25 protein-coding genes, 1 tRNA gene and 1 pseudogene are annotated in these 25,590 nt (G+C 44.3%); 15 read left to right on the top strand and 12 right to left on the bottom strand.

Features of this window, described 5'->3' with window-relative positions; translation table 11 throughout:
• Positions 1–128 precede the first annotated feature (128 nt).
• On the bottom strand, positions 129–632 hold the full coding sequence (locus tag ACOV1R_RS10230) for a MarR family winged helix-turn-helix transcriptional regulator (RefSeq protein ID WP_003643528.1): 504 nt from the start codon (positions 630–632) through the stop codon (positions 129–131).
• A gap of 160 nt (positions 633–792) precedes the next feature.
• Positions 793–1,431, bottom strand: coding sequence for a TetR/AcrR family transcriptional regulator (locus tag ACOV1R_RS10225; RefSeq protein ID WP_003645533.1), 639 nt, complete (start codon positions 1,429–1,431; stop codon positions 793–795).
• 337 nt (positions 1,432–1,768) lie between these two features.
• Here ACOV1R_RS10225 and ACOV1R_RS10220 point away from each other — a divergent pair, with 337 nt between their 5' ends.
• From ACOV1R_RS10220 to ACOV1R_RS10210, 3 genes are all read left to right on the top strand, one after another.
• Complete coding sequence (locus tag ACOV1R_RS10220) at positions 1,769–3,430, top strand: phosphoenolpyruvate carboxykinase (ATP) (RefSeq protein ID WP_054519152.1); 1,662 nt, start codon at positions 1,769–1,771, stop codon at positions 3,428–3,430.
• A gap of 101 nt (positions 3,431–3,531) precedes the next feature.
• Positions 3,532–3,729 carry an LBP_cg2779 family protein gene (locus ACOV1R_RS10215; RefSeq protein WP_003643006.1) on the top strand — a complete coding sequence of 66 codons (198 nt, stop codon included), beginning with the start codon at positions 3,532–3,534 and terminating at the stop codon, positions 3,727–3,729.
• Between the two features lie 172 nt (positions 3,730–3,901).
• A complete protein-coding gene (locus ACOV1R_RS10210; RefSeq protein ID WP_027822460.1) occupies positions 3,902–5,305 on the top strand; it encodes a glutamate decarboxylase in 1,404 nt (467 codons plus the stop codon).
• A 131-nt stretch (positions 5,306–5,436) separates the two neighbouring features.
• On the opposite strand, the gene ACOV1R_RS10205 is transcribed toward ACOV1R_RS10210, so the two are convergent.
• Entirely contained in the window at positions 5,437–6,492 is a 1,056-nt protein-coding gene (locus ACOV1R_RS10205) for a C40 family peptidase (RefSeq protein ID WP_033617658.1), read from the bottom strand.
• 325 nt (positions 6,493–6,817) lie between these two features.
• Positions 6,818–7,153, bottom strand: a complete 336-nt coding sequence (locus ACOV1R_RS10200) for a hypothetical protein (RefSeq protein ID WP_003645529.1) — start codon at positions 7,151–7,153, stop codon at positions 6,818–6,820.
• Positions 7,154–7,268: 115 nt separating this feature from the next.
• Between ACOV1R_RS10200 and ACOV1R_RS10195 the strand changes: the two genes are divergently transcribed.
• Together ACOV1R_RS10195 and ACOV1R_RS10190 are read left to right on the top strand one after the other, a co-directional pair.
• Positions 7,269–7,640 carry a hypothetical protein gene (locus ACOV1R_RS10195; RefSeq protein ID WP_003645528.1) on the top strand — a complete coding sequence of 124 codons (372 nt, stop codon included), beginning with the start codon at positions 7,269–7,271 and terminating at the stop codon, positions 7,638–7,640.
• A gap of 54 nt (positions 7,641–7,694) precedes the next feature.
• A tRNA-Ala gene (locus tag ACOV1R_RS10190) sits at positions 7,695–7,767 on the top strand.
• 203 nt (positions 7,768–7,970) lie between these two features.
• Here the strand turns inward: ACOV1R_RS10190 and ACOV1R_RS10185 are convergent.
• Positions 7,971–8,321, bottom strand: coding sequence for a hypothetical protein (locus ACOV1R_RS10185; protein WP_015379511.1), 351 nt, complete (start codon positions 8,319–8,321; stop codon positions 7,971–7,973).
• A 10-nt stretch (positions 8,322–8,331) separates the two neighbouring features.
• The gene (locus ACOV1R_RS10180) at positions 8,332–8,544 is read right to left on the bottom strand and encodes a hypothetical protein (protein WP_003645526.1); all 213 of its coding nucleotides are present in this window, start codon (positions 8,542–8,544) and stop codon (positions 8,332–8,334) included.
• 119 nt (positions 8,545–8,663) lie between these two features.
• Here ACOV1R_RS10180 and ACOV1R_RS10175 point away from each other — a divergent pair, with 119 nt between their 5' ends.
• The 4 genes and pseudogenes from ACOV1R_RS10175 to ACOV1R_RS10160 all read left to right on the top strand — a co-directional run bounded on the left by ACOV1R_RS10175 (position 8,664) and on the right by ACOV1R_RS10160 (position 12,208).
• Positions 8,664–9,242, top strand: coding sequence for a TetR/AcrR family transcriptional regulator (locus ACOV1R_RS10175; RefSeq protein ID WP_217203289.1), 579 nt, complete (start codon positions 8,664–8,666; stop codon positions 9,240–9,242).
• A 397-nt stretch (positions 9,243–9,639) separates the two neighbouring features.
• Positions 9,640–10,531 (top strand): annotated as a pseudogene (locus ACOV1R_RS10170) (Dyp-type peroxidase).
• Positions 10,532–10,798: 267 nt separating this feature from the next.
• Entirely contained in the window at positions 10,799–11,512 is a 714-nt protein-coding gene (locus ACOV1R_RS10165) for a demethylmenaquinone methyltransferase (RefSeq protein ID WP_016511493.1), read from the top strand.
• Positions 11,513–12,208: a YdcF family protein gene (locus ACOV1R_RS10160; RefSeq protein ID WP_015379514.1), complete on the top strand. Its 696-nt coding sequence runs from the start codon at positions 11,513–11,515 to the stop codon at positions 12,206–12,208.
• A 97-nt stretch (positions 12,209–12,305) separates the two neighbouring features.
• On the opposite strand, the gene ACOV1R_RS10155 is transcribed toward ACOV1R_RS10160, so the two are convergent.
• The gene (locus ACOV1R_RS10155) at positions 12,306–13,277 is read right to left on the bottom strand and encodes an SGNH/GDSL hydrolase family protein (RefSeq protein ID WP_015379515.1); all 972 of its coding nucleotides are present in this window, start codon (positions 13,275–13,277) and stop codon (positions 12,306–12,308) included.
• A gap of 949 nt (positions 13,278–14,226) precedes the next feature.
• Here ACOV1R_RS10155 and ACOV1R_RS10150 point away from each other — a divergent pair.
• Positions 14,227–16,131 (top strand): heavy metal translocating P-type ATPase, encoded by a 1,905-nt coding sequence (locus ACOV1R_RS10150; protein WP_003645579.1) that lies wholly within the window; start codon positions 14,227–14,229, stop codon positions 16,129–16,131.
• A 153-nt stretch (positions 16,132–16,284) separates the two neighbouring features.
• Here the strand turns inward: ACOV1R_RS10150 and ACOV1R_RS10145 are convergent, their stop codons facing one another.
• Entirely contained in the window at positions 16,285–17,037 is a 753-nt protein-coding gene (locus tag ACOV1R_RS10145) for an MIP/aquaporin family protein (RefSeq protein WP_027822608.1), read from the bottom strand.
• Between the two features lie 384 nt (positions 17,038–17,421).
• Here ACOV1R_RS10145 and ACOV1R_RS10140 point away from each other — a divergent pair, with 384 nt between their 5' ends.
• The gene (locus tag ACOV1R_RS10140) at positions 17,422–17,742 is read left to right on the top strand and encodes a thioredoxin family protein (RefSeq protein ID WP_015379518.1); all 321 of its coding nucleotides are present in this window, start codon (positions 17,422–17,424) and stop codon (positions 17,740–17,742) included.
• A gap of 23 nt (positions 17,743–17,765) precedes the next feature.
• A complete protein-coding gene (locus tag ACOV1R_RS10135; protein WP_003643024.1) occupies positions 17,766–18,035 on the top strand; it encodes a metal-sensitive transcriptional regulator in 270 nt (89 codons plus the stop codon).
• A 99-nt stretch (positions 18,036–18,134) separates the two neighbouring features.
• Here ACOV1R_RS10135 and ACOV1R_RS10130 read toward each other — a convergent pair whose 3' ends face one another.
• From ACOV1R_RS10130 to ACOV1R_RS10120, 3 genes are all read right to left on the bottom strand, one after another.
• Positions 18,135–18,338: a hypothetical protein gene (locus ACOV1R_RS10130; protein WP_003643025.1), complete on the bottom strand. Its 204-nt coding sequence runs from the start codon at positions 18,336–18,338 to the stop codon at positions 18,135–18,137.
• 127 nt (positions 18,339–18,465) lie between these two features.
• The gene (locus tag ACOV1R_RS10125) at positions 18,466–19,020 is read right to left on the bottom strand and encodes a Dps family protein (RefSeq protein WP_021356971.1); all 555 of its coding nucleotides are present in this window, start codon (positions 19,018–19,020) and stop codon (positions 18,466–18,468) included.
• A gap of 12 nt (positions 19,021–19,032) precedes the next feature.
• Positions 19,033–19,254 carry a heavy-metal-associated domain-containing protein gene (locus ACOV1R_RS10120; protein ID WP_024272221.1) on the bottom strand — a complete coding sequence of 74 codons (222 nt, stop codon included), beginning with the start codon at positions 19,252–19,254 and terminating at the stop codon, positions 19,033–19,035.
• Positions 19,255–19,454: 200 nt separating this feature from the next.
• Between ACOV1R_RS10120 and ACOV1R_RS10115 the strand changes: the two genes are divergently transcribed.
• From ACOV1R_RS10115 to ACOV1R_RS10105, 3 genes are all read left to right on the top strand, one after another.
• Complete coding sequence (locus ACOV1R_RS10115) at positions 19,455–20,120, top strand: Crp/Fnr family transcriptional regulator (protein ID WP_003643545.1); 666 nt, start codon at positions 19,455–19,457, stop codon at positions 20,118–20,120.
• Between the two features lie 308 nt (positions 20,121–20,428).
• Positions 20,429–22,345, top strand: coding sequence for a M13 family metallopeptidase (locus ACOV1R_RS10110; RefSeq protein WP_015379520.1), 1,917 nt, complete (start codon positions 20,429–20,431; stop codon positions 22,343–22,345).
• A gap of 1,262 nt (positions 22,346–23,607) precedes the next feature.
• Positions 23,608–24,081: a GNAT family N-acetyltransferase gene (locus ACOV1R_RS10105; RefSeq protein ID WP_003643547.1), complete on the top strand. Its 474-nt coding sequence runs from the start codon at positions 23,608–23,610 to the stop codon at positions 24,079–24,081.
• Between the two features lie 58 nt (positions 24,082–24,139).
• Here ACOV1R_RS10105 and ACOV1R_RS10100 read toward each other — a convergent pair whose 3' ends face one another.
• The gene (locus tag ACOV1R_RS10100) at positions 24,140–25,492 is read right to left on the bottom strand and encodes an FAD-dependent oxidoreductase (protein ID WP_003643033.1); all 1,353 of its coding nucleotides are present in this window, start codon (positions 25,490–25,492) and stop codon (positions 24,140–24,142) included.
• Positions 25,493–25,590 lie beyond the last annotated feature (98 nt).

Here is a 25,590-nt window from a genome sequence, read left to right as displayed (position 1 = left end):
CCTATCGTCTTGATCATTTCCGAATCACGATCAGTGGTCATTAATGATTATAAAAACAACCCTGTTAGCACCAAAAGACGCCAACAGGGTTGTTTTTGTAATTATCTTTAATTGTAACTGACACCCAATTAAGCTTCAGCCCGCTTCAAATCAGTATCAGCATACGTTGTCTTTTTAGTTTGCTTGCTAGCATCTTCATTAACAAACTTGTCCATAAACTCTTCAACCAAGTTCAAAGTCTGATATTGTTTAGCTAAACTGAAGCTTTGACGCCATTCCCGGTTGCGTTGAATCAATTCAGTAAAGACTTCATGTTCAATTCGAGCGCCTTCTGGTGTTAACTTTAAAACTTTGTTACGACGGTCATGGTCTTCAGCTTCTTGATATAAGTAATCTTTCCGTAATAAGCGACCAATTAAGCGTGAGATTGCTGAACGCGTCACACCGTGACTTTCGGCAATATCCATCAGACGGATCTTACCTTTTGCTTCAGCAATATCATATAAAATGTAAAATTCATCCAAAGTAATCCCATGTTCCGTTGCAGGTTCAGCAAACATATCTGATAAGTTTTTAAAGCCATGTAAATACATATGGCTAAAGCGATTAAAAAATTCCATATCTTCATTCATTATTCAAGTCTCCCTTTCACTAGTCGAATTATCATTAAATTCCCAATCATAATTCGCCCCATACTTTTTTCATAAATTAGTAAGCGTCGTTTATCATTTCCCCGCTTTAAAGTGTACTAGTATATTTTACGAAATACAAGTAATTTAGATTACTTTAATATTAAATTTTTATTTCAGTACTCAAGTCAAGGGTCGCGTGTTTATGCAGATACGTGATGAATTGCTGATAATAATAGTCAGTATTATACTTGGCTGTGCTCAAATAAATTTGATCAATTTTCTCAGTATTCTCACCTAATAACAAGTAAAACGCTTGGTCGATATTTTCTGCAATCATGCCAACACTAGCTCTTAGAATTTTACGCTTGAAAAAAACAGCCATACCACCAGATAACGCGAAGTTCAACGCGTATCTAATCATAGCAGCTTCACCTTCTACGCCGATAGCTTCTAGCCAGTCTAGTGTCACTAGCACCATCTCAGTCGTCAGTTCCGGACTCTCGAAGATGTCCTGAATAAAGTGTTCCATGGTCGGATTTTCATCTAACATCCGCAAAACAAAGCTCATTTGAATCATTGTTCGCTGATACGAAGACAGCATGGTCAGCTGTTCATTACTATAGATAAAAGCACTAAGCGTCAACTCATTTAACATCGTACTTAATAAAACGATTTTCTTCGGGAAATAGTGTTGTAGCAACGACTTACTGATATCACAGGCAATGGCAATGTCCTTCATCTGAACGTTCGCATACCCCTGCTCGGCAAACAAGCGAAACGCTGTATTAACAATCTCCATTCGCCGTTGCGTGTTCCTTCTTCGTGGCAAGAAAGGTGCCTCCCTATCACTGATTTTCAATCATTCTCTTTTAATAAACTATACTAATATAGCTTTGAACGCAAGTGATAATTTAATTGGAAAGTTAATTAATAACAGCCTCAACTATCAAAATGATCATTACTTATCAATAAAATCCGCGAGTACTTCCAACTACAAGTTAGTTAACAACCACTGCGGCTTAACGTCTTAATCGTCTAAACGCACTAGCAGCTATTCATCAGCCAAAAAAGAAAACGCTTTCTTATGTGAAAGTTTGTGCTAAAATTAACTTATCAACTTGCAGGGAGGCTACAATATGAGCACTAAAAATTCTTATCAATTAGCCGATATCGGTCGTCATAATCCGATCTTTTCACAGATCCGTTCTACCGTTGAAACGGCCTTTTACGGTAACAATATGCACCACGTTGATGATGTCGCCGCCGCCTACCACCGCGCCACCAAGGACCCCGGAACCGTTATTACGGACCTCCCAATCTATCGCGCAACGGATTTAGGCTTACCAGCTGATGCAAAAATGTTAATTGCCAATACAGGTAAGGTTGTTGGCCGAACCGCACAAGCGCGCCGGATTCTAGGCAACCCGGGCGTTAGTGAAGCCGATATGGCCGGACGCCTACGCCAAGCACTATTTGCTAGTGCTCACAAGGACTTCATCACGACGGACGTTCTAGTCGGTTTAGACGAAGATTTCATCGTGCGGGCCCACCTCGCGATTCCGGACGGCTTTGCCAATAATCTACTTTCTTACATGCTTAACTTCCAGCCCATCACCACTGCTTATCAAGAAATGTTCGATCGGTCCGTTGCCTATCCAGAAGGCGATATTTACATTTACGCTGACCCTACTTACCATGATCCAGATTATCCAGACGGCCTGGCTATTTTTGATCCGCAACATAATACGGCTGCCATTCTAGGAATGCCATACTTTGGTGAGTTGAAGAAATCGACTTTGACCTTAGCTTGGTCGATCGCCCATCGTCACGGCTTCGTTGCTTGTCACGGTGGCTTGAAGGCCTTCCACTTCAAGAACAAGCAAGACCAAGTCTTCGCCATGTTCGGGTTATCAGGTTCCGGTAAGTCAACACTAACCCACGCTAAACACGGCTATAAATACGATATCACCGTTCTCCACGACGACGCCTTTGTCATCAATCGCAAGGATGGTAGTTCCGTGGCCCTCGAGCCTTCTTACTTTGACAAAACCAATGACTATCCGATGACGTCCGAGGAGACCAAGTATTTTATGACGATCCAAAACGTCGGCGTCACCTTAGACGATCAGGGTCGCAAGGTCCTTGTCACTGAAGACCTACGCAACGGTAACGGCCGGACGATCAAGTCACGGTACGCTTCGACTAACCGGGTTGATAAGGAAGCCGCTCCCATCAATGCAATCTTCTGGATTATGAAAGATGATAGCTTACCACCCGTGATTAAAGTAGATGATCCCGTATTAGCAGCGACATTCGGCGCCACTTTAGCGACCAAACGGAGCTCGGCCGAAAATATTATTGGTAATGTCGACCGTAACGCCCTAGTGATCGAACCATTTGCAAACCCATTTAGGGTCTATCCACTATCAGAAGATTACCATGATTTCAAGGCACTCTTCGAAGAACGCCATTTAGATTGTTACCTATTGAATACTGGCTTCTTTGGCGATAAGAAGATTCCTAAGGAAATTACCTTGGGTGCGCTGGAAGCCATTGTCAATGATACGACCAAGTGGGAGTCATTCGCAGGCTTGGAGCACATGCAAAACCTAAAGTTAGCTGATTTCCCAGTTGATTATGCCAATGCAGACTACCGTAACTTGGTCGCCACTCGTTTAGGAATTCGGGCTAACTTCATTGATCAATATCAACACAACAATCATGACCAGCTTCCCCATGAGATTACTGATATTCTAGTCCACCTACAAGATCAATTAAAACAACCAATTACAAAATAGGATGGTATTCGTTCCCCGCTTCAGACCAATTAAGGTTATAATAAAAGTAGCAGGTATATGGCACTGAACTTTTACGAATTCTAAAAATCGGGGTGAGGAGCATGGAACTACCATTAAGTCAATTATCAGAAAAGCTCATCAGTTTTGAACGCGAGCACCATCTTACAGATAACGACCTTGCGTTTGGCAGTCAATTATCAGTTGAACGGATTCACAACATTAAATCTGGTGAAGCAACGCCAACTCAGGAAGAATTGCAACTGTTGAAGAAATTCATGAATAGCAAAGCCAAAGCTTAACTGCTAGTTCAGCGATAAAGCCTAATTGGGGCAAAGATCCTCACTAAAAACTGGTCGTCCATTCGACCAGTTTTTTTGTTACCTACCATCCAGATTGCATTTTAATTTACCCTGTTATCACCTCGTGCTATACTCGGCACAACTTATAAAGATAAGGGTGACCAACATGGCAATGTTATACGGTAAACACAATCATGAAGCTGAAGAATACTTGGAACCAGTCTTTGGTGCGCCTTCTGAACAACATGATCTTCCTAAGTATCGGTTACCAAAGCATTCATTATCCCCTCGAGAAGCCGATCGCTTAGTTCGTGATGAATTATTAGATGAAGGCAATTCACGACTGAACCTGGCAACTTTTTGTCAGACCTATATGGAACCCGAAGCCGTTGAATTGATGAAGGATACGCTGGCTAAGAATGCCATCGACAAATCTGAGTACCCCCGCACGGCCGAGATTGAAAATCGGTGTGTGAACATTATTGCCAATCTGTGGCACGCACCTGATGACGAACACTTTACGGGTACCTCTACGATTGGCTCCTCTGAAGCTTGTATGTTAGGCGGTTTAGCAATGAAATTCGCCTGGCGTAAACGCGCTCAAGCGGCAGGTTTAGATCTGAATGCCCATCGACCTAACCTCGTTATTTCGGCTGGCTATCAAGTTTGCTGGGAAAAGTTTTGTGTCTACTGGGACGTTGACATACACGTGGTCCCAATGGATGAGCAACACATGGCCCTTGACGTTAACCACGTCTTAGACTACGTGGACGAATACACAATTGGTATCGTCGGTATCATGGGCATCACTTATACCGGTCAATATGACGACCTAGCCGCACTCGATAAGGTCGTTACTCACTACAATCATCAGCATCCCAAATTACCAGTCTACATTCACGTTGACGCAGCGTCAGGTGGCTTCTATACCCCATTTATTGAGCCGCAACTCATCTGGGACTTCCGGTTGGCTAACGTCGTTTCGATCAACGCCTCCGGGCACAAGTACGGTTTAGTTTATCCCGGGGTCGGCTGGGTCGTTTGGCGTGATCGTCAGTTTTTACCGCCAGAATTAGTCTTCAAAGTTAGTTATTTAGGTGGGGAGTTGCCGACAATGGCGATCAACTTCTCACATAGCGCAGCCCAGCTCATTGGACAATACTATAATTTCATTCGCTTCGGTATGGACGGTTACCGCGAGATTCAAACAAAGACTCACGATGTTGCCCGCTACCTGGCAGCCGCTCTGGATAAAGTTGGTGAGTTTAAGATGATCAATAACGGACACCAACTCCCTCTGATTTGTTACCAACTAGCCCCGCGCGAAGATCGCGAATGGACCCTTTATGATTTATCGGATCGCCTATTAATGAACGGTTGGCAAGTACCAACGTATCCTTTACCTGCTAACCTGGAACAACAAGTCATCCAACGAATCGTCGTTCGGGCTGACTTTGGCATGAATATGGCCCACGATTTCATGGATGACCTGACCAAGGCTGTCCATGACTTAAACCAAGCCCACATTGTCTATCATCATGACGCGGCACCTAAGAAATACGGATTCACACACTAAATCATCACGTTATTTTGAATAAAGTAGCCAAACTCCAGAAAACAATTAATATCGCTCACGCATACAAAAATAGCATCATCCTAATTCTGACGAACTAAGATGATGCTATTTGTCCATTTAAGGAACGTTAATTACATGTGGATAGCAAAGCTTGGTGTATAGTAAGCAGTGCTCTTAATTGAAACAGATTCGCGGTAAGTTGGTGATGCGATGTATTGGCCACCGCCTAAGTAAATCCCAACGTGGTAAGGTGCTGAATCAGAACCCCAGAAGACCAAGTCGCCAGCTTGTGCTTGGCTGAATGATACGTGAGTACCAATCGTTGCTTGGGCATAAGTAGTCCGACCAATTGAACGACCAACCTTAGCAAAGGCAGCTTGCGTGAATGCAGAGCAATCCATTTGTTCGTAAGGTGTGCCAATGAAAGTCTTGCCAGCAGCAATTACTGAACTGTATGATGCAGTTGAACTAGTTGTTGCTGAAGCACGGTAGGCTGTTGCAGCAGCAGTCGTTGTTGATGAACTGTTCGTTGTTGTGTTACTTGCAGTTGAGCTAGCTTGTGAACTCGTTGAAGTAGCAGCTGATTGCGTGCTAGTAGACGATGCTACTGAAGTTGAGCTTTGTGATGCTTGTGAAGCTGAACTTTGGCTAGCAGAGCTTTGTGAAGTTGCTGAACTAGTTACAGCACTTGAACTAGCTTGTGAAACTACTGAACTCGTTGAAGCACTTGAAGTTACACTGCTTGCACTAGCAGTTGAAGTACTACTCGATTGCGCAGCTACTGAGCTACTTGATACTGCTTGGCTCGTACTACTTGCACTAGTAGTTGATGAGCTGGTTGCAGCAGCACTAGTAGTTGAACTAGCAGCTTGTGAACTCGTTGAAGTTGCAGCACTAGTCGACTTGGCACTGCTTGCACTAGCAGCGGTCTTCTTAGCCGTAACCTTTTCACCGGTCTTAACACCAGGAATATTGATGGTCTTACCAGCAATAATCATATTAGGATTGCTTAAACCATTAGCTTCAGCAATCTTGTCAACAGAAACATTGTACTTTTGTGCGTATGCCCAAACAGTGTCCCCTGCTTTGATTGTCATTGAATCGGCATTGGCAACTGCTTGACTAGTAACTAACATACCAGCTAAAGCAGCAGTTCCTAACATCACTTGTTTAATATTTACTTTCACTTTAATAATGATCACTCCAAAAAGAATGTCACGTATGTACTTCAAGCCAACGTCTATACTACTCAATTTGTGTTACATACCAATACCAGCAAAATAACAATATGTTACGAAAGTTACAAAACCGTAACAATAATTAGCCATCGTAACATTTCCGCGCTGAAACCCTATCATATCGGCATCGTTTTATTACTAAAATTTGAGACCATTTAGCAACTTTGACGAAAAAAAGTTATTTTTATTTTAAAAAGCCGAATTTCCAGTGACAATTCCTGGAAATTCGGTTAAATTTCAATTTAATTACGACCAAACGTTCGGTTAATTTGGACTATTTAGATATTCGTTGGCGATGATGCGTTCGCGGTAATCCTAATAGCCATCGAATATCATTACCCGTAAAGTTCAACTTCAAGAATTCGCCACTTTGTCCCTGTTGATACATGGTCGGTAATACCTGGTCTTGCAACTTGATCACTTGCTGTGCGATCTCTTCGTCAAATAAATATTGCCGTGTCGCAGCAGCAATTTCACCAACAGTAAAAATCTGAGCAGCGTTAGCAAATATCTGCTCTTTGCCCAGCGCCAACTGGGCTTGTTTAAACTGGGCGTAGGACTGATCCAAGACTTGGCCTGCTTGAGTTTCCAATGCGGTTACTGTGGTCATGATGCGCACCTCCTAAATTTATCCCTATTGTAACCGCCATCGCTGACTTTGACCACGCTAAACCATGCTTTTTAAATAAAATTTGCTATACTAAAATGACAAAGGGGAAATTAACTTGACGAATACAGACGATCGTTATTATCAACCAACCGACATCAAAGATGCGCTTCAAACAATTCAAAAATTATTTAATACTTATACTGATGCCCCATTAACACCCGAATTAATGGCCTACCATCAGAAATTAGTTAACCAGTTAGCTACTAATTTATTACCACTAGCACAACAACAACACGACAAATTACGTATCACCCAAATTAATTCAATGATGGCCGTCATGCAAGATTGGCTAAAATTAAGGCTGAATGGGCAAGTTTTCGGCGGCAAAATGCAACACTTCAAGTTTGTCAGCAACCAAAAAGCACAGTACAAACGACGAGTGCATAAAATTCGTGGTAATCAAAATCATCGTGCTAGCCGCCATTGATAACGAAACTAGACTTGCACGACTAGCATTTTGCGGTATACTAAAAGTTGTATTGGGCCCTTAGCTCAGTTGGGAGAGCGCCTGCTTCGCATGCAGGAGGTCGTCGGTTCAAATCCGGTAGGGTCCATATTAATAGACGTCGAAAATTAAGGTGTGTTGCAATCGAAATTGATTACAACACACCTTATTTTTTGGACCATCATTTACTTGTGTTTATCAAAGTAACGGTCTGTTGTTTTAACGAATGTACTAAATTATTTTTATTGCTGGTTACAAGGTGCTAAAAGTATTTGATTTTACATGATATCGCTTTTTTTATTTTACCTTCAACTATACTCCAGCTCGCAACCACGCACTCGTTTCCTTGTACAATCGCTCAACTTCTTCTGGTCGATCCGTCCCTAATAAGTCCTGACTAATTTGACCACCGGCAGCTTGTCGGACATAGGCCAGGAATTGATACGAGGGCCGTAAACCGTTAAAATCTTGAGGTATCACGTGTAAATTCTGTCCCGCAATGACTGGTCGTAAATTATCACTTTCGTTAATTGAGGTCAATCGACTAATCTTCCACTTAGTATCACGGCGTTCGACACGGTAAATCAGTCGCCGATATGATTCTAATTCCGCTAAAGTACCATTGACCATCATGCGCATATGCGTCGTAGTTGGTAGTTCCACGTATGCCTTATTACCATTCAGATGAACGACAGGCGTACTGAGCCATAAATGCCAGTCGTTCATGCTGGGTGTCTTGCATAATTGCAGGACTCGGTAAATTGTCACGCATGTACTGGCGTAGCGCTGGACTAACTGTTGGTAACGCAGCGTTACCAACAGCTTGACGCATTGCGGCAGTCACAGCTGCCGATTCAAAATGCTCTTCAACGGTAATTAATTTCATTAGTCGACAATCTCCTTAATTGGTCAGCTATATCTAACTGTGACAGCTATTATAGACGCTTTCACATGCTAAAAAAGGGACGTTTTGAGACATATCACAAGTTGGTGTATCATTGACATATGACAAAATTAATTATGAACAATCAATTGCATATTGATCAGCGAACTCATCAAACTCATCGTAAATTGATTACTGCCCTGCAAGCGAATTTCAAGGCTCAAAAGACCTTCAACGAGTTGACTGTCAAACAACTTTGTCTGGATGCCCACGTTGGACGTGCCACTTTTTATCGTCATCACCAGGATATTGAAGATATCATCGTGATTGAATACTTAATTGCCTTACAACAGTTAGGACAAGCGTTAAATGACTTAACGACCACATCTTACGCAACCATTGCTAGTGTAATCGTCACGACGCTTCGCGCACATCTGGATCTCCCCTTACTCGTGTCATGGGCACAGTGTCGCGATCGGGTCATCCCATTAGAAGTTGGTTTTGCCCAACAGCTGCTAACTAGCTTAGCCATCCATCCTAAGCAACGGCATTTTATGGCAACCTATCTTGGCAACTGTCTTCACCAGTTAGCTTGGCAACTTGCGACCACGCAGCCAACACTCAGCAGAATTGAGACTTACCGGCTATTTATTCAATTAATTCCTAATGTCTTACAAGCACCAACAATTCCAACTGACTAATCCGTTTAGTTATTAATATACTTGTAATAGCCGTCTAAATGTCTCAAACTATCCCTTACTAAAAACGATGAATTACAAGTTACTTAGTAATTACACAGATATTTAATTACAATTATCCGCAATTAGGACAGATAAAGTTTCATTTTTGTTAAATTATTAGTGGGTCCTGTGAGCTATAGCTCACAGGACCCACTAATACAGTTTCAAATTTGAAACTAGCTTTGCGCTTATTTGATAATCATTATTACTCATGTTTTAATACCACGTTAGTTTGGCCGCCTACCCCTGATGCTGGCGAATGTCGTCATTATCCACACCCACCGTTTGCCTTTATTTGACGCTAACCGTACCACCATGTACGCTAACAATATCAAACAATTTATGGAGGAAATATACCATGCAAATCAATCCAAATCGCGCCCAAGATGTCTGGAAAGATGTCGGTGAACACGTTCAATTTACCGTTCTTCAATTAAATCGTCAGGATCAGCAACACGACCGTGAAGTCTTTCAAGAATTTGCAGATCGGTCACAAGCCATCATTCGCTCGTTACGCATCCGAGACGCCAAACCTGAAACTGGCACCCAAACCTAAAGAATTAGAAACTTACACCACCTTAAGTGGACCCAAATACACTATGCCAGCAACACCCGGCGACCTCTTCTTCCACATTCGCGCAAGCAACGAAGCGGTCGTCTACGAATGCCAAACGCAGTTCCAGCGGGTTTTAGCGCCAATCACGACCGTCCTCGATGAGACGAAGGGCTTTCGTTACTTCGAGGGCCGGGCCATCATTGGCTTTATCGACGGTACGGAAGCGCCGGCCGTAGAAGATGCCGCTGATTATGCCTTAGTTGGTGACGAAGATCCCCAATTCATCAACGGTTCTTACGCCTTTGCACAGAAATGGCAACATGATATGCCCGTGTGGGAACATATGCACACCGAGGATCAGGAAAAAGCCGTGGGCCGTGAAAAATTCAGCGACTTCGAGTTAGAAGACGCAGACAAGTTTAAGAATGCTCACAACGTTGCTTCAAAATTGGAAATTGATGGTGTCGAACAAAAAATCGTTCGGATGAATGTCCCGTACTCCAATCCAGCAGCTGGTAACACAGGGACGTACTTCATTGGTTATGCCCGTCACTGGACGGTTACCAAAGGCATGCTGCAAAACATGGTCGACCAAAGTGACTTTTTACTAACTTTCTCCACCTTACTATCCGGACAAGCGTTCTTCATTCCATCACGTGACCTGTTAGCTCAAATTGCAGATGATGATTTTTAAGCTATTACTAGCGTACTCGTTTTGACGTTAAGGCTTCGATTAGGAACGCGCTGTCAAAAAAGGCAGTCTTGCTTGGTACTTAATAAATACCAATCGAGACTGCCTTTATGTTATTTTAACTTTAGTTTAACGGTTTATTCACGAACAATATTAACAGCAACGAAATCAATATCGTAGCTTTATATTGATTATCATTCCTTTTCACGGTAACTGGCAACTAACATCTGCTATAGTAGTAAGTAAAGCAACTATCAGGAGGTATCATTTATGGCAAATCGCTATTTACATAATGTCCAAGGTTTGTTCGACACCATCGCGCCGAACTATGATCGGATGAATAACATCATCAGTCTCGGAACGCATCGTCATTGGCGCAAGCAAACGATGGCCCAAATCCATTTAGCGCCTAACGCCCATGTTCTCGACCTCTGTTGTGGTACGGGTGATTGGACGATCGCGCTGGCTAAAGAATTACAGGCACCCGGTGAAGTCATCGGATTAGACTTTTCAGCCCCAATGTTAAAACTGGCACAACAAAAAGTGACCCAGCAACCGGTTGCCGATCGGGTCTGGTTGCGCCGCGGCAATGCGATGCATCTTCCGTTTAAGGACAACACCTTTGACCTCGTCACGATTGGCTTCGGACTCCGCAACTTGCCTGATAAAGCCCAAGCTTTAACTGAAATTTATCGCGTACTAAAACCGGGGGCTCGCTTGGTCTGCTTAGAGACGTCTCAACCCGATCAACCATTGATTAAACCAGTCTGGCAGTGGTATTTCACAAAAGTAGTCCCACTATTCGGGCGCTTATTCGCCCATCAATATCAGGAATATTCTTATTTACAGGAAACCACTCGTCACTTTGCAAGCTATCAACAATTAGCAACGATGTTTCAGCAAGCAGGCTTTCAAAATGTTCACTTCCAACGGTTCAACTTTGGGGCCGCAGCGGCTCACTTTGGGACTAAGGAGGCCAAGTAATTGGACGAACTGACCGCTTTCAATCAATGTCTGGCTTGGTTGACACACACCACCGCCTTGCCTGAGCACCTCGATGGCCTGGTCCTTTGTGGCAACAGCCTCCCAGCAACAGCCACTGCAGCGGGCCAGTTAGCCCAAGACTATCAATTACCACTACTCATTATTGCGGGCGGTATCGGCCACGCCACTAAGTATTTGCGGCAAAACTTAAACCTGCCAAAATCTCAAGTTAGTGAGGCTGAGTTGATGGCGACGCTTGTTCGAAAGACTGGCTATCAAGGTAGTATCCGCCTCGACAAGACTTCTACCAATACCGGTAGCAATGCCACGCATGCCCGCGCGTTAGCCCCCACCGATTGGCGCCACGTTCTACTCGTACAAGACCCGTTACTCGCGCGGCGGACTACCCTAACGTTCTCAGCCAATTGGCCCAATGCCAACTTTATTCGCTATGCGCCGGCGACCTTGCAATTAAACCGGCTACAACCAATGCACTTTACGCCAAACACAATAGTAGCTGGCTGGCAACCCGCTTATTTTACTGAACTCTTACTCGGTGAATTTCAACGCCTAGTGGATACCCCCACCGGTTATGGTCCCCGTGGTCAGGGCTTCATCGCCCATGTGGATATTCCCGAAGAAGTGCTCGCTGCGGCCCGGTATTTACAGTCGCAATCACTACACCGCCAGCGTTAACGTTTATTTTTAAAATCTAGTAGTGCCACCAAAAAATCCCGTTTCACTGCAGCAGAACATTGCTACAGTAAAACGGGATTTTTATAAGATGGGTTGATCACGATTTAAAAACATCTGGATACTGTGTCCGCAACGCTTGTGCTGTTAATTCGCCCGCCATCCGGGAGCCAGCTAAATCTAAATGCACCCCGTCCGTGGTACTGAGTTGCCAAGTAGCCGTTTCAATGAGTTGCAATTGCATAAATTCGGCCACGACCGCACGAATAATCGCTGCAAAATTCTGATTAAACGGGATCATTACAGCAAGCCGGCTATTCGGGTAAAGCGCCTGCACCTGATTAAGGAAGCGGCGCAAAACTACCGTGAACGTCGTATCATCCGTATGCCGATCATTAGTACCGACATTAATCACAACTAAATCCGTGGGTACTGGTTGCCACGTCGTTTTACTATCCACGGCTGTTAAAACCTCCGGCAGTACCGGTACGCCACCAGTTCCTGGTTTACTGAGACCAACGGCACTATAAGCAATGCGGACATTCCGTGCATTCAACAAGTCACTCGCAACCGCCGCATAGTTAGCTTCCGCGCGATAATCTTCGGCAGGTTGCTTACCCATGACCCAGCAGCCGGCCGTCAGTGAATCCCCAATCCACGTCACGCTGTGTCGGCCTAACTGAACTGGCTGTAACTCACCATCTGTCGTCAGGGCTTTCACTGCAAAACCTTGATTGCCATCCCACACACGGTCCTCATCAGTATTACCACTCAAAACTACCCGTACCACGTGGGGCCGACCATCCAGTGTCAACCATAGGGGGTCATTCGTCACCGCCTGCCGTTGAAAAGGCAAGCCATCAATCTGAATCGCCACCCAACTCGGTAGCTCATACGCCAACGGCAAGAATGTCAACCGCACAAAACTAGCATCAGTGACTTGAAAATCGATTTCAGCACCCAAATTAGTGCTATACATCACGTCTCGATCCGCAATTTGCTTGACCGCCCAACGCCCCTGAAAGTATGCCGGCATCAAGGGCTGATTTGCCTGCGTTATTTGATAATCCACGTTTTTCCCTCCTATACCTCTTGTTTACTCAAACTTGATCATCCTACCTATTCTTCCGTTAACTTGTCATGAAACATGATTAAAACATGCCATTTAGTTGGCTTACTGTTCGTCAGCCGGTGAGCGTTCTATTCCGACCTCCGGGGCTGGATGACAATTGCTGGAACGCAGCCGACGTCGATTTGAGTTAACGCACAAACCGCGTCATCTCAAATACGAGTCTTATTCTAAGCCGGAAGAAAGGCACTTCCGACTAAGAATAATTTGGCTACTGAGCATTGTCATCCAGCCCCTCCAGTCGGGAAGCCGCTCGAATGGCAGATGAACGGCCACTTAACTTGGTACAATTGGTCGTTGACTATTTTGATAATGGAATTTTAAACGAGACTTTAAGGTTACATTAACCACTTTGTCGAGACGTTCGATTATTACTATAGTGATTTCGAAATAGTGAGCTATCAAAATGTTACCTTCTACCTGACAGTTGCTCGACAAAATTACTGTTTATAAAGAAAAATGATGAGTCCAATAAAAGTTGGGTACATCTCCGTCTGCCATTCGAATACTGTCCCGACTGGAAGGCGTTTCTGACAATGCCCAGTGGTGAAATTTCACTTAGCAAGCGTCCTTTGCTTGGTTAGTGAAAGGCCAGTATTTAAGACGTGTTTTTTCGGCTCGAATCTGTGCCCACCACGTTCCGGCAATTGGCAGAAATGCCTGGAGGTCGGCGTAGGACGAACGAACTAAGCAGGTTTACGCTAACCCGAACTGTTTCCAGTGGGTCTAAGCTGGCTGCTTTTGAATTTAAAAAATGGCATGTTTTAATCATAATCACTGCCAGCAATCCAGAATTAATACTGTTATTTTGCAAAACTTGACGCCTATCAAGTTGCCATCAAGCTGAACTCACTATACTAGGGTCATCAAATCAAATAAGGAGTTGCAAATTATGAAATTCCAATTATTTCTCACTAAACATACGAATCAAATTACATTAGTTACGGGGATTCTGATTGTCCTTGGGATGCTCAGTAAATATCTCTTACAATTTACGCTCGGTTACCAAGTCATTTTAGCAGTTGCTTCAATTATTGCCGTCATTCCGATTGCGGTTCGTGCTTGGAGCGCACTTCGGAACAAAGTTTTCAGTATTGAACTGTTAGTTAGTATCGCAGTGATTGGGGCATTCATTATTGGTGAATTCAACGAATCCGCAATCGTTACTTTCCTCTTCTTGTTTGGCTCCTATCTCGAAAGCAAGACCTTGCAGAAGACGCGGACCGCAATCAAAGGCTTGACTGACATGTCACCAACTACCGCAACTTTAGTTACTGATGATGGCACCGAAGAAGTCGACGTTGATGATGTGGACGAAGGTGACGTTGTCCTAGTTAAAACCGGGAGCCAGGTTCCCGTTGACGGGATCGTCGTTGAAGGTAACGGTTACCTTAACGAAGCCTCAATTACGGGTGAAGCACGCCAAATCAACAAGCAACTCGATGATTCGGTTTATTCAGGAACAATGGTTGAAAATGGCTATCTGAAGATCAAAGCGACTCAGGTTGGCGACGACACGACTTTTGCCAAAATTATTGAATTGGTTGAAGAAGCTCAAGATACCAAGTCCAAAGCTGAAAAGTTCATCGACCGCTTTGCTCAATATTATACGCCTGCCGTCCTCGTTTTAGCAGTCTTAGTCTTCGCCTTCTCCCGTGACTTCCGCTTAGCAATCACGGTACTGGTTCTCGGTTGCCCAGGTGCCTTAGTTATCGGCGCCCCAGTGTCAAACGTTGCCGGAATCGGGAATGGTGCCAAGCGCGGCATCCTGATCAAGGGTGGTGAAGTCGTCGATACTTTTGCCAAAGTCGATACCCTGGTCTTCGATAAGACCGGTACTTTAACGGAAGGTAACACTGCCGTTACAACCATGCACACTTACACAAACAACGCGGATAATCAACTAGCTCTCGCTGCCGCTATTGAGGGCGTTTCCGACCATCCGTTAGGCCAAGCAATCGTCAGTTATGCCGACCAGCAGTCAGCGGGGGTCTCTCCCGTCCTAGATGACACTGAAACCGTTAAGGGTCAAGGAATCTGTGCACAAGTCGGTCAACAAGAAGTTGTCATTGGTAATCAAAAAATGTTGACGGCTCATAATATCAAACTAAATCCTACCCAACTCAAAGATCTCAATGGTTTACAAGCTGGTGGTCAATCAACCGTTATCATGGCAGTCGACGGACAAGTTCAACTCATCTTCGGGATTGCCGATACGATTCGTCCAGGCGTGAAGGATTCCCTCGCCGCATTAAAAGCCCAAGGAATCAAGAAACTCGTTATGTTAACTGGGGACAATGAACTCACCGCTCAAGCCGTTGCCAACGAATTGAACCTAGATGAAGTTCACGCCAACCTCTTACCAGAAGAAAAAGTCGAATACGTTAAGAAACTAAAAGCAGCCGGTAACACGGTCGCCTTTATTGGAGATGGCATCAACGACAGTCCTTCAATCGCTAACGCCGATATCGGAATCGCAATGGGTAGTGGGACTGACGTTGCCATCGACACATCCGATGTCGTCTTGATGCAATCAAGCTTCCCCGCATTAGTACACGCCCACGGTCTCGCCAAGAAGACTGTCTTGAACACTCGTGAAAACATCTTCATCGCCATTGCCACCGTGGCCTTCCTACTGATTGGGCTAATCTTCGGTTATATCTACATGGCCAGTGGGATGTTTGTCCATGAAGCTAGTATCTTAGTCGTTATCTTCAACGCTATGCGGTTAATCAATTTCCAAACCAAGTTCGACAAACACCAACCAACTAAAACCATTCAAGCAGCCACAGCTTAATCAAGTCTCCCCAACTTGGTTACAGGCCTAGCAACCAATAACGGTCCGCCGACTAGTCTTCCCCAGCTAGTCGGCGGACCGTTTTATCATATTGCAATCAAAAATGATAGACCAATAATAATTTCATAAATACGCTCGGTTAATTAATTGCGATTATAAACCAAAAAAGATCTTATAAATCCAAATTCCAATAACGGCACCAACAATTGGGGCAACCACGGGAACCCAACTATATTCCCAGTGAGAACTACCCTTGTTCGGTACTGGGAATAACGCGTGTACTAGCCGTGGTCCCAAGTCACGGGCCGGATTTAGGGTCGGACCGGTTGGACCGCCTAACGAAATAACCATGGCAGCAATCAAAAGTCCAACGCCAATATTGGCGATATCGATATTTTGATGAAAAAACATCCCGCGATATAATCCCATGGCACCAAAAATCAGGACTGCGGTTCCTACCATTTCCGTAACAAAACCGTTTAACTGACTGTTCGCATGATCACTAGTTGCAAACGTCCCTAAGACTGCCTCATTATCAGTCGTTTGCCGATAATGGGGCCAGTACAGTGCCAAAATCAAGCATTGGCCTGCAATTGCTCCTAGAAATTGCCAGATTAAGTAAGGCGCAACGTGCGCCCAGGGAAAGATTCCAATCACGGCTTGCCCAATCGTAATCGCGGGGTTTAAATGGTTACCAGAAATCGAGCCAAACATCATGGCTGGGAGCATGACCCCCAGTCCATATCCCGATGCAACCAGGAGCCATCCTCCATTGGCGAGTCCTGGATCATCGTTACCAGTCGTGTTCTTCAGGAATGCGTTAGCGACAGCACCATTACCTAGTAGTACTAGGATCAGCGCGCCAAAAAATTCAGCGGCGTAGCGTGCTTCCCATGAACCTGTCATCTGTAAATCCTCCTCGTAAGGTACCGAGCATCTATGATAATTTGAAGATACCAGATAAAACCGTTTATGTAAACGCTTTATTTTGCTTAAATAAGCGGTTTATAATAATTCAACATAATTCTACCAGATACCCTGGGTTGTATAATTATGAAGCGCTAGTATAACACGCTCGCGTCAACATGAGATCTTCAACGTTAATGCTCGCGATCACAACTAGAAGATTCTCAGGTGACGCTAGCTTCCACAACAAATCGTTATTATCTAATTACCCAATACATCAGTCCTTTTTAAATCCCTCCACGGCCAGAAGCAGAATACTTGCTCGTGTATACCTATGGGGGTATATTGTTTAGTGACAAATACTTACTAAAGGAGTCAACTAAAATGATTAAAGAAATACATGATCAAGATTTTGCCAAAGAAACAGATACTGGTATCGCCGTTATTGATTTTCGCGCGGACTGGTGCCCACCATGTCGCATGATGGACCCAATTCTTAAGTCCCTTTCTGAAGACCCCGCTTACAAGGACCAGGTCAACTTCGTTTCATTGAACATTGACCATGACCAAGCTACGGCCAGTCAATTCCAAGTTCAAGGAATTCCAACCTTCCTGATTAAGAAAGATGGCCAAGTCGTCAGTCACATGGTCGGAGCACGTCCTAAGCCTGATTTTGAAGCCGAACTCAAAAAAGTACTTGCCTAATTACGAAGGGGGCATCATGAATCATGGCAACTACTGAAGAATATGTCACTAGCAAGCAGATCAAGACCCGGCTGAAACGCTCGGCTGGTCAACTGGACGGCGTTTTACGTATGATGGACGAAAATCGTCCTTGCGAAGATGTCTTAGTTCAACTTTCAGCAGTGAAATCAAGTATCGACAAGGCCATGAAACTCGTCATCGCCCGTAATATTAATAATTGTGTAGATGCGATGACCACGGCTGATGTTCAGAATCTTGAACACTCCTTGGATCTACTGCTAAAAACCAAATAACGCCAAAAAAGACGGTGTCGCCAATCTCAGTTGGTTATACCGTCTTTTTAGTGCCAGTTGACTCAGTTAAGCACCGTATCTGTCAGGCAACTTATCGAGTCAATCTTTCCAATCGCCCTTTTTCCAGTCATCATGGTTCCAATCATCTTTTTTCCAGTCATCGTCGTCATCACTGTGGGACTGCTCGGCATCCTTGGGCGCTCGTTTTGCTCGCTTCAACAGTACCGCCGTTGAAACCACCGTTACGAACCCAGTCGCAATAATAAAGACAAATGTCCACATCACAATATCGCTAATCGCCATCTCGGGCCCTCCCATATAATTTAATTGTCGTTAGTATAGCGCAGGCCCGTTGTAATAGCAAAAACGCCCTGGATAGTTTGCCCACACAATCGCTATCCAGAGCGTTTAATTCTTCAGCGACAACGACCTAATCGTTGTCATCCTCATCTTCTTCATCCAAACCAGTTCGAGCATCGTTACCAAGATAAGCTTGTAATTCCCGAATATTGCGATTGTTACTGCCACGATAAGCAACTAACCAAGCTGCCAGTGCCGGCCGGTTTTCTTTTTCAGCAAGCTTGATAGCCCGGTCAACGAATAGGTTTTCCGTATCAAAATCCTTGATTGTTGCGGCCACGAGTTCATCAACAGATTGATACTTGAAAGCCCCATTTTCTTCCAACATGGAATACTTGGTTAATTCAGCCGTTGTGGAAGATGGCTTCTGGTTTTCATCTAGGAGTAATTCGCCTAATTCAGCAAACTGACGGACATTCTGATCTAACAAACGTTGATATGCTGTCCGCAATGCCAATGATTGTGGTCCTTTAACGTACCACTTCACTTGGGTCAACTTAACGTAAGCAACCATTAAGTTAGATAAAATGTGATTCGTCATTGCGCCCGCTGTTGGGACATGGTGATCAATGTCACTCTGTTTTAATTCCGCTGCGTATTGTTCGTCGATCGTTAGTTCACTCATCGTTTATTCCTCCTACTTAACCTTGACGTTTTCAACTTCGTAACCAAGTCCGGTAACAACTTGTGCCAAATCATCGGCATTCGTCACTTCAGGATCAAAGTTAGCCTTGACCTTGCTGGCATTGAATAGCACCTTAACATTCTCAACGCCGTCATGGTTAGCAACGGCCTTTTCGATCTTGGTCATGCATGATGGGCAAGTCAACGTTCCTAATTGCATAATAATTTTCATAATCAATTACCTCCATGTCGTTCATTTGATGGTTCTATCATAACCGGATTTGATTGACCAGAACTTGACGGCCGTCAAGAAATTCAAAAAAGTTTTACGCTACAATATAGTTATTAAAACAGTAGGAAATTTAAAACGTCAAACCCTATCTACCAAGCAAAATCTGTTATAGTTAGGGTGAATTTATTCAGGAGGTGGGCCTTATGGCAGAACATGAATGTGTGCAGTTAGTCCCAATTTTTAGCGAACTCGGTAGTGAACAATTAGACACTATCGAATCGATCGTTCGTCACCACCACTATCCAGCCGGCAGCACTTTATTTGGTGCTGACGATCCACTGGATTCACTGATGATTGTTGCCAATGGGCAGGTTAAAGTCTATCAGCTAGCTGCCAATGGTCGCGAGCAGTTACTATATCTATTACAAACTGGTGATATCGATGGCGAAGCTGCCTTATTTGAAAATCAACGGCGAACCTCATTCGGTGAAGCCTTAGTACCGACGGATGTTTGCAGTATTCGCCGTTCAGACTTTCAAGACTTGATGCAAAAATATCCCAGTATCAGCATCAACGTCTTAAACGTCTTTGGCAAACGTCTCAGTCAACTGGAGCGTCAAACAACCAGCACGGCCACTGAATCCGTCGAAGCCCGTTTAGCGAACTATATCACTGAAACAGCGGCAGCGCTCAAAACCGACACGTTTAAACTACCATTAAAGAAAAAGGACCTGGCGACGTTCCTCGGCACCACCCCTGAAAGCATTAGCCGTAAGCTCGCCTTATTCGAGCGTCAAGGCCTAATTACGCAAAAGCCTGGCAAGGTCATCGAAATTAACGATGCCGACCAGCTATTATTAACTGAATAATGACTACTAATTAAATTATCCCTTCCCCCGGATGACTAGCGAAATCACTGTTAGTCATCCGGGGGCTTTTACGTCAACCATCACGCTGCCTCATAAGGTGATTTACAGGCACTAACAGCTCCTGCATGCCGATAATTCAGAAGTAATCTTGACCTTTACATTAACATTCACAACCCATCAGCTACTGATTCAGGACTATTAAGATGATTAGTATCATTTTTTACTGAGTCGGTACCAGATGATACCACTGAGAATAATCTAAGGTATAATTAACTTAGTATTAGAAAATTTATTAGGGAGTGGATTTAATGGCAACCATTAATCAAGCAGCAGTAAAACAAGATCTCTACGATGCCGTCAACGGCGAGTGGCTCAAAACCGCCGTCATTCCGGATGACCATTCTTCAACCGGGGGCTTTATGGACTTAGTTGATGCCATTGAAAAAACGTTAATGCATGACTTTGATGCAATGGCGGCGGGAACAGTTACCCCCGACGATCCTCAGCTAACCGAATTCATTAAGTTTTACCGCTTAGCTAAAGATTTCGACCAACGCAATGCCAATGGTGCGGAACCAATTCTGCCGTGTCTCAAGCAAATTGATAGTTTAAGCGACTTTGCTGACTTACAACAACGGATGCCCGATTGGATCTACGACGGCCTCCCATTACCATTCAGCTTGGATGTCGACGCTGATATGAAAAATACCAAGGTCAACGCCTTATTTGCCCAAGCACCTGGGACTATCTTGCCCGACAAGACATACTACGACGAAGGCAACCAGGCCGGCCCTAAGTTACTAGCAATTTACGCTAAAATGATGACCGAACTGTTGCAAAAAACTGGTTACGAAAAGGACGAAGCACAAAAAATCGTTGATGACACGCTGCAATTCGATCGTTTGATCGTTCCGTGGATCAAATCCGCTGAAGAGTCGGCTGATTACAGTAAGATGTATAATCCTCGCAAATTCAACGATTTTGTTAACACTAGTCGTTATTTAGACTTAGCCGCCATCACCTACTCCGTCATCGATGGTAATCCCGACCTCGTCATCTTGCCAGAACCCGCCTTCTTCGATCACTTTAACGAAGTAGTCAATCCTGATAACTTCGGTCTGATGAAGAACTGGATGAAAGCTAAACTCGTTCAACGGTACAGTGGTTACCTCAGTGATGAAATGCGGGTATTAGCCACGACTTATTCACGGGCATTGTCTGGTCAAAAAGAACCGCGGAACCAAGCTAAGAGTGCCTACTATCTAGCTACCGGAACTTTTGATCAAGTCGTTGGACTCTATTACGGCCACAAGTATTTTGGTGAAGCGGCCAAAGCGGACGTTCATCAGATGGTCGAAAAGATGATTGCCGTCTACAAACGCCGGTTGCAAGCGAACACTTGGCTCAGCGCAGATACGCGTGCTAAAGCCGTGACCAAGCTTGATAAACTCGGCATTCAAGTCGGTTACCCTGATAAACTAGAAACGATTTACACGAAATTCAAGACGCACACGCCCGAACAAGGTGGCAACGTATTGAGCAATGTCCTCCACTTTAACCGTTTGGCACGCCAAGACATGTTCTCAAAGTGGGGCGAAGCCACTGATCGGACCCGTTGGGAAATGAGTGCGGACACCGTCAATGCTTACTACCACCCATTTATGAACATTATTGTCTTTCCAGCTGCTATCCTACAAGCACCTTTCTACAGCTTAGAACAATCTTCTAGCGCTAACTATGGTGGTATTGGTGCAGTTATTGCTCATGAAATCTCGCACGCTTTTGACAACAATGGTGCCCTATTTGATGAATTCGGTAACTTGCATAATTGGTGGACCGAGGAAGATTCTGCCCACTTCAAGGAACTTGCCAAGTCCATGATCAGTGAATTCGATGGCTTAGACTTTGCTGGTGCGAAAGTTAACGGGACGTTGACCGTATCCGAAAACATCGCCGATGCGGGAGGCTTAAGTTGCGCGGAAGAAGCTGCTAAGGGCGAAGATGACGTTGATTTGAGTGCGTTCTTCACTAACTGGGCCATGGTTTGGCGTATGAAGGCCACGACTGAATACATGCAACTCTTACTTTCAATCGACGTCCACGCTCCAGCTAAGCTCCGAGCAAACGTACAACCTAAGAACTTAGATGATTTCTACACAACCTTCGACATTCAACCCGACGATGCCATGTATTTGGCACCAGATAAGCGGGTCAAAATCTGGTAAAAAGCTTTAATCAATGAACACTAAGACCGACTAACAAGCGGTGCGATTGCTTGTTAGTCGGTCTTTTATCTGTTCCATCATTATGGGTCTTATTCATTCAAATTACGCGTTAGTATATTACAATAGAACTGTCGTCTGATGCCGTTACATCGTTATTGGACTGTGACCCAGTCTCAATCACGACTGCACCGCAAATCACACCAGCAGACGCGTTATTAGTCGACCTAACGCCATTTTCAGCGAGGGTCATCAACAAGGCAATCCCAGTCCACTTGACGCTTAAATCAGCATATTTGGACACTGGTAACCATCGAAAACAACTAGCATTAACTATGATTAAAACGTGCCATTTAGTTGGCTTACTGTTCGTCAGCCGGTGAGTGTCCTATTCCGACCTCCGGGGCTGGGTGACAATTGCTGGAACGTAAGCCGACGTCGATTTGAGCTAACGCCCAGNATTTAGTTGGCTTACTGTTCGTCAGCCGGTGAGTGTCCTATTCCGACCTCCGGGGCTGGGTGACAATTGCTGGAACGTAAGCCGACGTCGATTTGAGCTAACGCCCAGCCCGCGTCATCTCAAATACGAGTCTTATTCTAAGCCGGAAGCAACCCACTTCCGACTAAGAATAATTTGGCTACTGAGCATTGTCACCCAACCCCTCCGGTCGGTAAGCCGCTCGAATGGCAGATGAACAGCCACTTAACTTGGTACAATTTGTCGTTGGCTATTTTGATATTGGAACTTTAGGTGAAATATCAGAGTGCCTTCTTCACTTTGCCAAAACGTTCAGTTGTTACTACGGCGATTCAGAATAACGAGCTATCACAATATCATTTTTAGCCTAACAGTTGATTGACAAAATTACTGTTTATAAGAAACAACGACAAAGCCATCAAAAACTGAGTACGCACATGTCCGCCATTCGAATACTGTCCCGACTGGAAGGCGTTTCGGCCAATGCTCAGCGGTGAAATTCCACTTAGCAAGCGTCCTTGGCTTGGTTAGTGGAAGACCAGTATTTAAGACGTGGTCTTCGGCTTAAATCTGTGTCCACTGCGTTCCAGCAATTGGCAGAAATGCCTGGAAGTCGGCGTAGGACGAACTAACTAAGCAAGTTTACGCTAACTCGAACTGTTTCCAGCGAACCTAAACTGGCTGATTTTGAACTCAAAAAATGGCACGTTTTAATCATGATTCATAACAGTTTAACTAGTACAATAGGAATTACTAAATATTCATGACGCATTTTAAAGGAGGCACTATGTCACAATTTGAAAAGTATCATCCCATTCTAACGCCACACTATACGTTCGATTGGTTAACAAAGGTGCGCGTTATCGACGTTTTCAACTTATATCAGACCAGCAATGCGACAGCCACTATGGAAACAACCGCTGCACAAATTAACCACACCATGCGCGAGATTTTTCATGACCACCAGCTTGTTTGGGGCGTAACGGATCGAGACACGAACGCGTTCGTCGGTCAGGTCGGCTTTGCCCCAATCGATACGGCTAAGCATGAAGCAACTCTCAGTGTTGACCTGACTGCTACTTATCAGCAAGTAACTACGCTCAGGGAAATCTTAGAACGGTTGGTGGCATTTGGTACCGTTGAGTTAAAGTTGAACCGACTCACATTGATTTTACCAAAGCACGATGACCTAATGGCACAAATACTGGCTGGCCTTAACTTTAGTACCACCGACCACTTAACATTCAATTATCACCAATAAACAAATAACGCGATGCTACCTTCATGAAGCAAGGTAAGCATCGCGTTATTTTAACTTATTATTCAGTGACAGCTTCGGCCGCATGGGCAATCGCTGCTTGACCAAGTAAGTTCAAATAGTTAAATGGCCGGTCGTAAATTGGTTGGAAGAACATATCTACGAACCCTAAGTCGTCAATGGTATTGTGATTTTGAATCATCACTGAAATCACATTGGCTGATTGTGAAACATCATGTTCACTCATGAATTGTGCACCTAGGATTTCGCGAGTTTCAGGATTGTAAACCAATTGCATTAAAACAGGCTTAGTGGTTGGCATAAATTCTGGCCGGTAGTTGTCTTCAAAAGTGACAGCGGCTGCCGGAACATTTTCGGCCTGTGCATGTTCTAGGGTCATCCCAGATGAAACGATGGTTTGGCCGAACAACATTAACCCAGAAGTTGATTGTGTCCCCATGTACTTCCGCGTTGGCTTGAAGATGTTCAAACCAACTAAGGTTCCTTGGCGAACCGCATTCGTTGCTAATGGGATATAAGCATCTTTCTTAGTTGGATTATAGTGAACAGCAACCGAGTCACCAGCACCGTAAATGTCTGGATCAGAAGTTTGCATGTAGTCATTGGTCTTGATCGAGCCATTAGCGTTCATATCGACCTTACCCTTGAGTAAGCCGGTATTTGGCCGGAAGCCAACACAAAGAATCGCCATGTCGGCTGTGTAGCTGCCCTTGTCAGTCTTGACCGTAACTTCTTTACCATCATCACTGAAGCCTTGCACCATTTGATTCAAAGCCATCTTGATACCGTGATCAACAAAGTCTTGTTCAACCCGGTCAGTGAATTCTTTGTCTAAGTATTTATTTAAAATCCGTGGTAAACCATCAATTAGTGTGACTTCCTTACCTTGCTTCTGGTAAGCTTCAACTAATTCAGTACCGATATAACCGCCACCGATCACAATGACCCGCTTAGCTGGTTTGGCTGCTTCCCATAAATTCTGAGCGTGCGTCCAGTTCTTGCATAAGTAGACATTGGGACTATCGATGCCGTCAATTGGTGGAATAACAGGCCATGAACCAGTAGTGACAACTAACTTGTCATAGTGATCAGTCTTAGATTCACCAGTCTTTAAGTCAGTAACCGTAATTTCATGTTTGTCAGTATTCACATCCGTCACATCATGTTGCATATGAACAGTTGCGCCTAACTTAGCTAACTGTTCAGGACTGGAATAAAATAGGCCTTGAGGATCAGCAACTTGGCCGCCAAGGTAAAGTGCGATCCCACAGGATAGGAACGAGACATTGTCATTTCTTTCATAAATCGTCACTTCAGTATCTGGATTTGATGCTAAAATCTGATTAACGGCAGCAGTGCCGGCATGGGTACAACCAATTACAATAACTTTCATTTTTAAATCGCTCCTTAAATGTGTTTATATTCACAATCATGCTTGTGCAACATGTATTTGGTAACAATTACATTGTACTAAAGTAAAAAGAAAACGCA

The sequence above is a fragment of the Lactiplantibacillus sp. YT640 genome, from assembly GCF_049745435.1.
Classification (GTDB): Bacteria; Bacillota; Bacilli; order Lactobacillales; family Lactobacillaceae; genus Lactiplantibacillus; species Lactiplantibacillus plantarum.
This window is presented reverse-complemented; position numbering and strand designations above follow the sequence as displayed.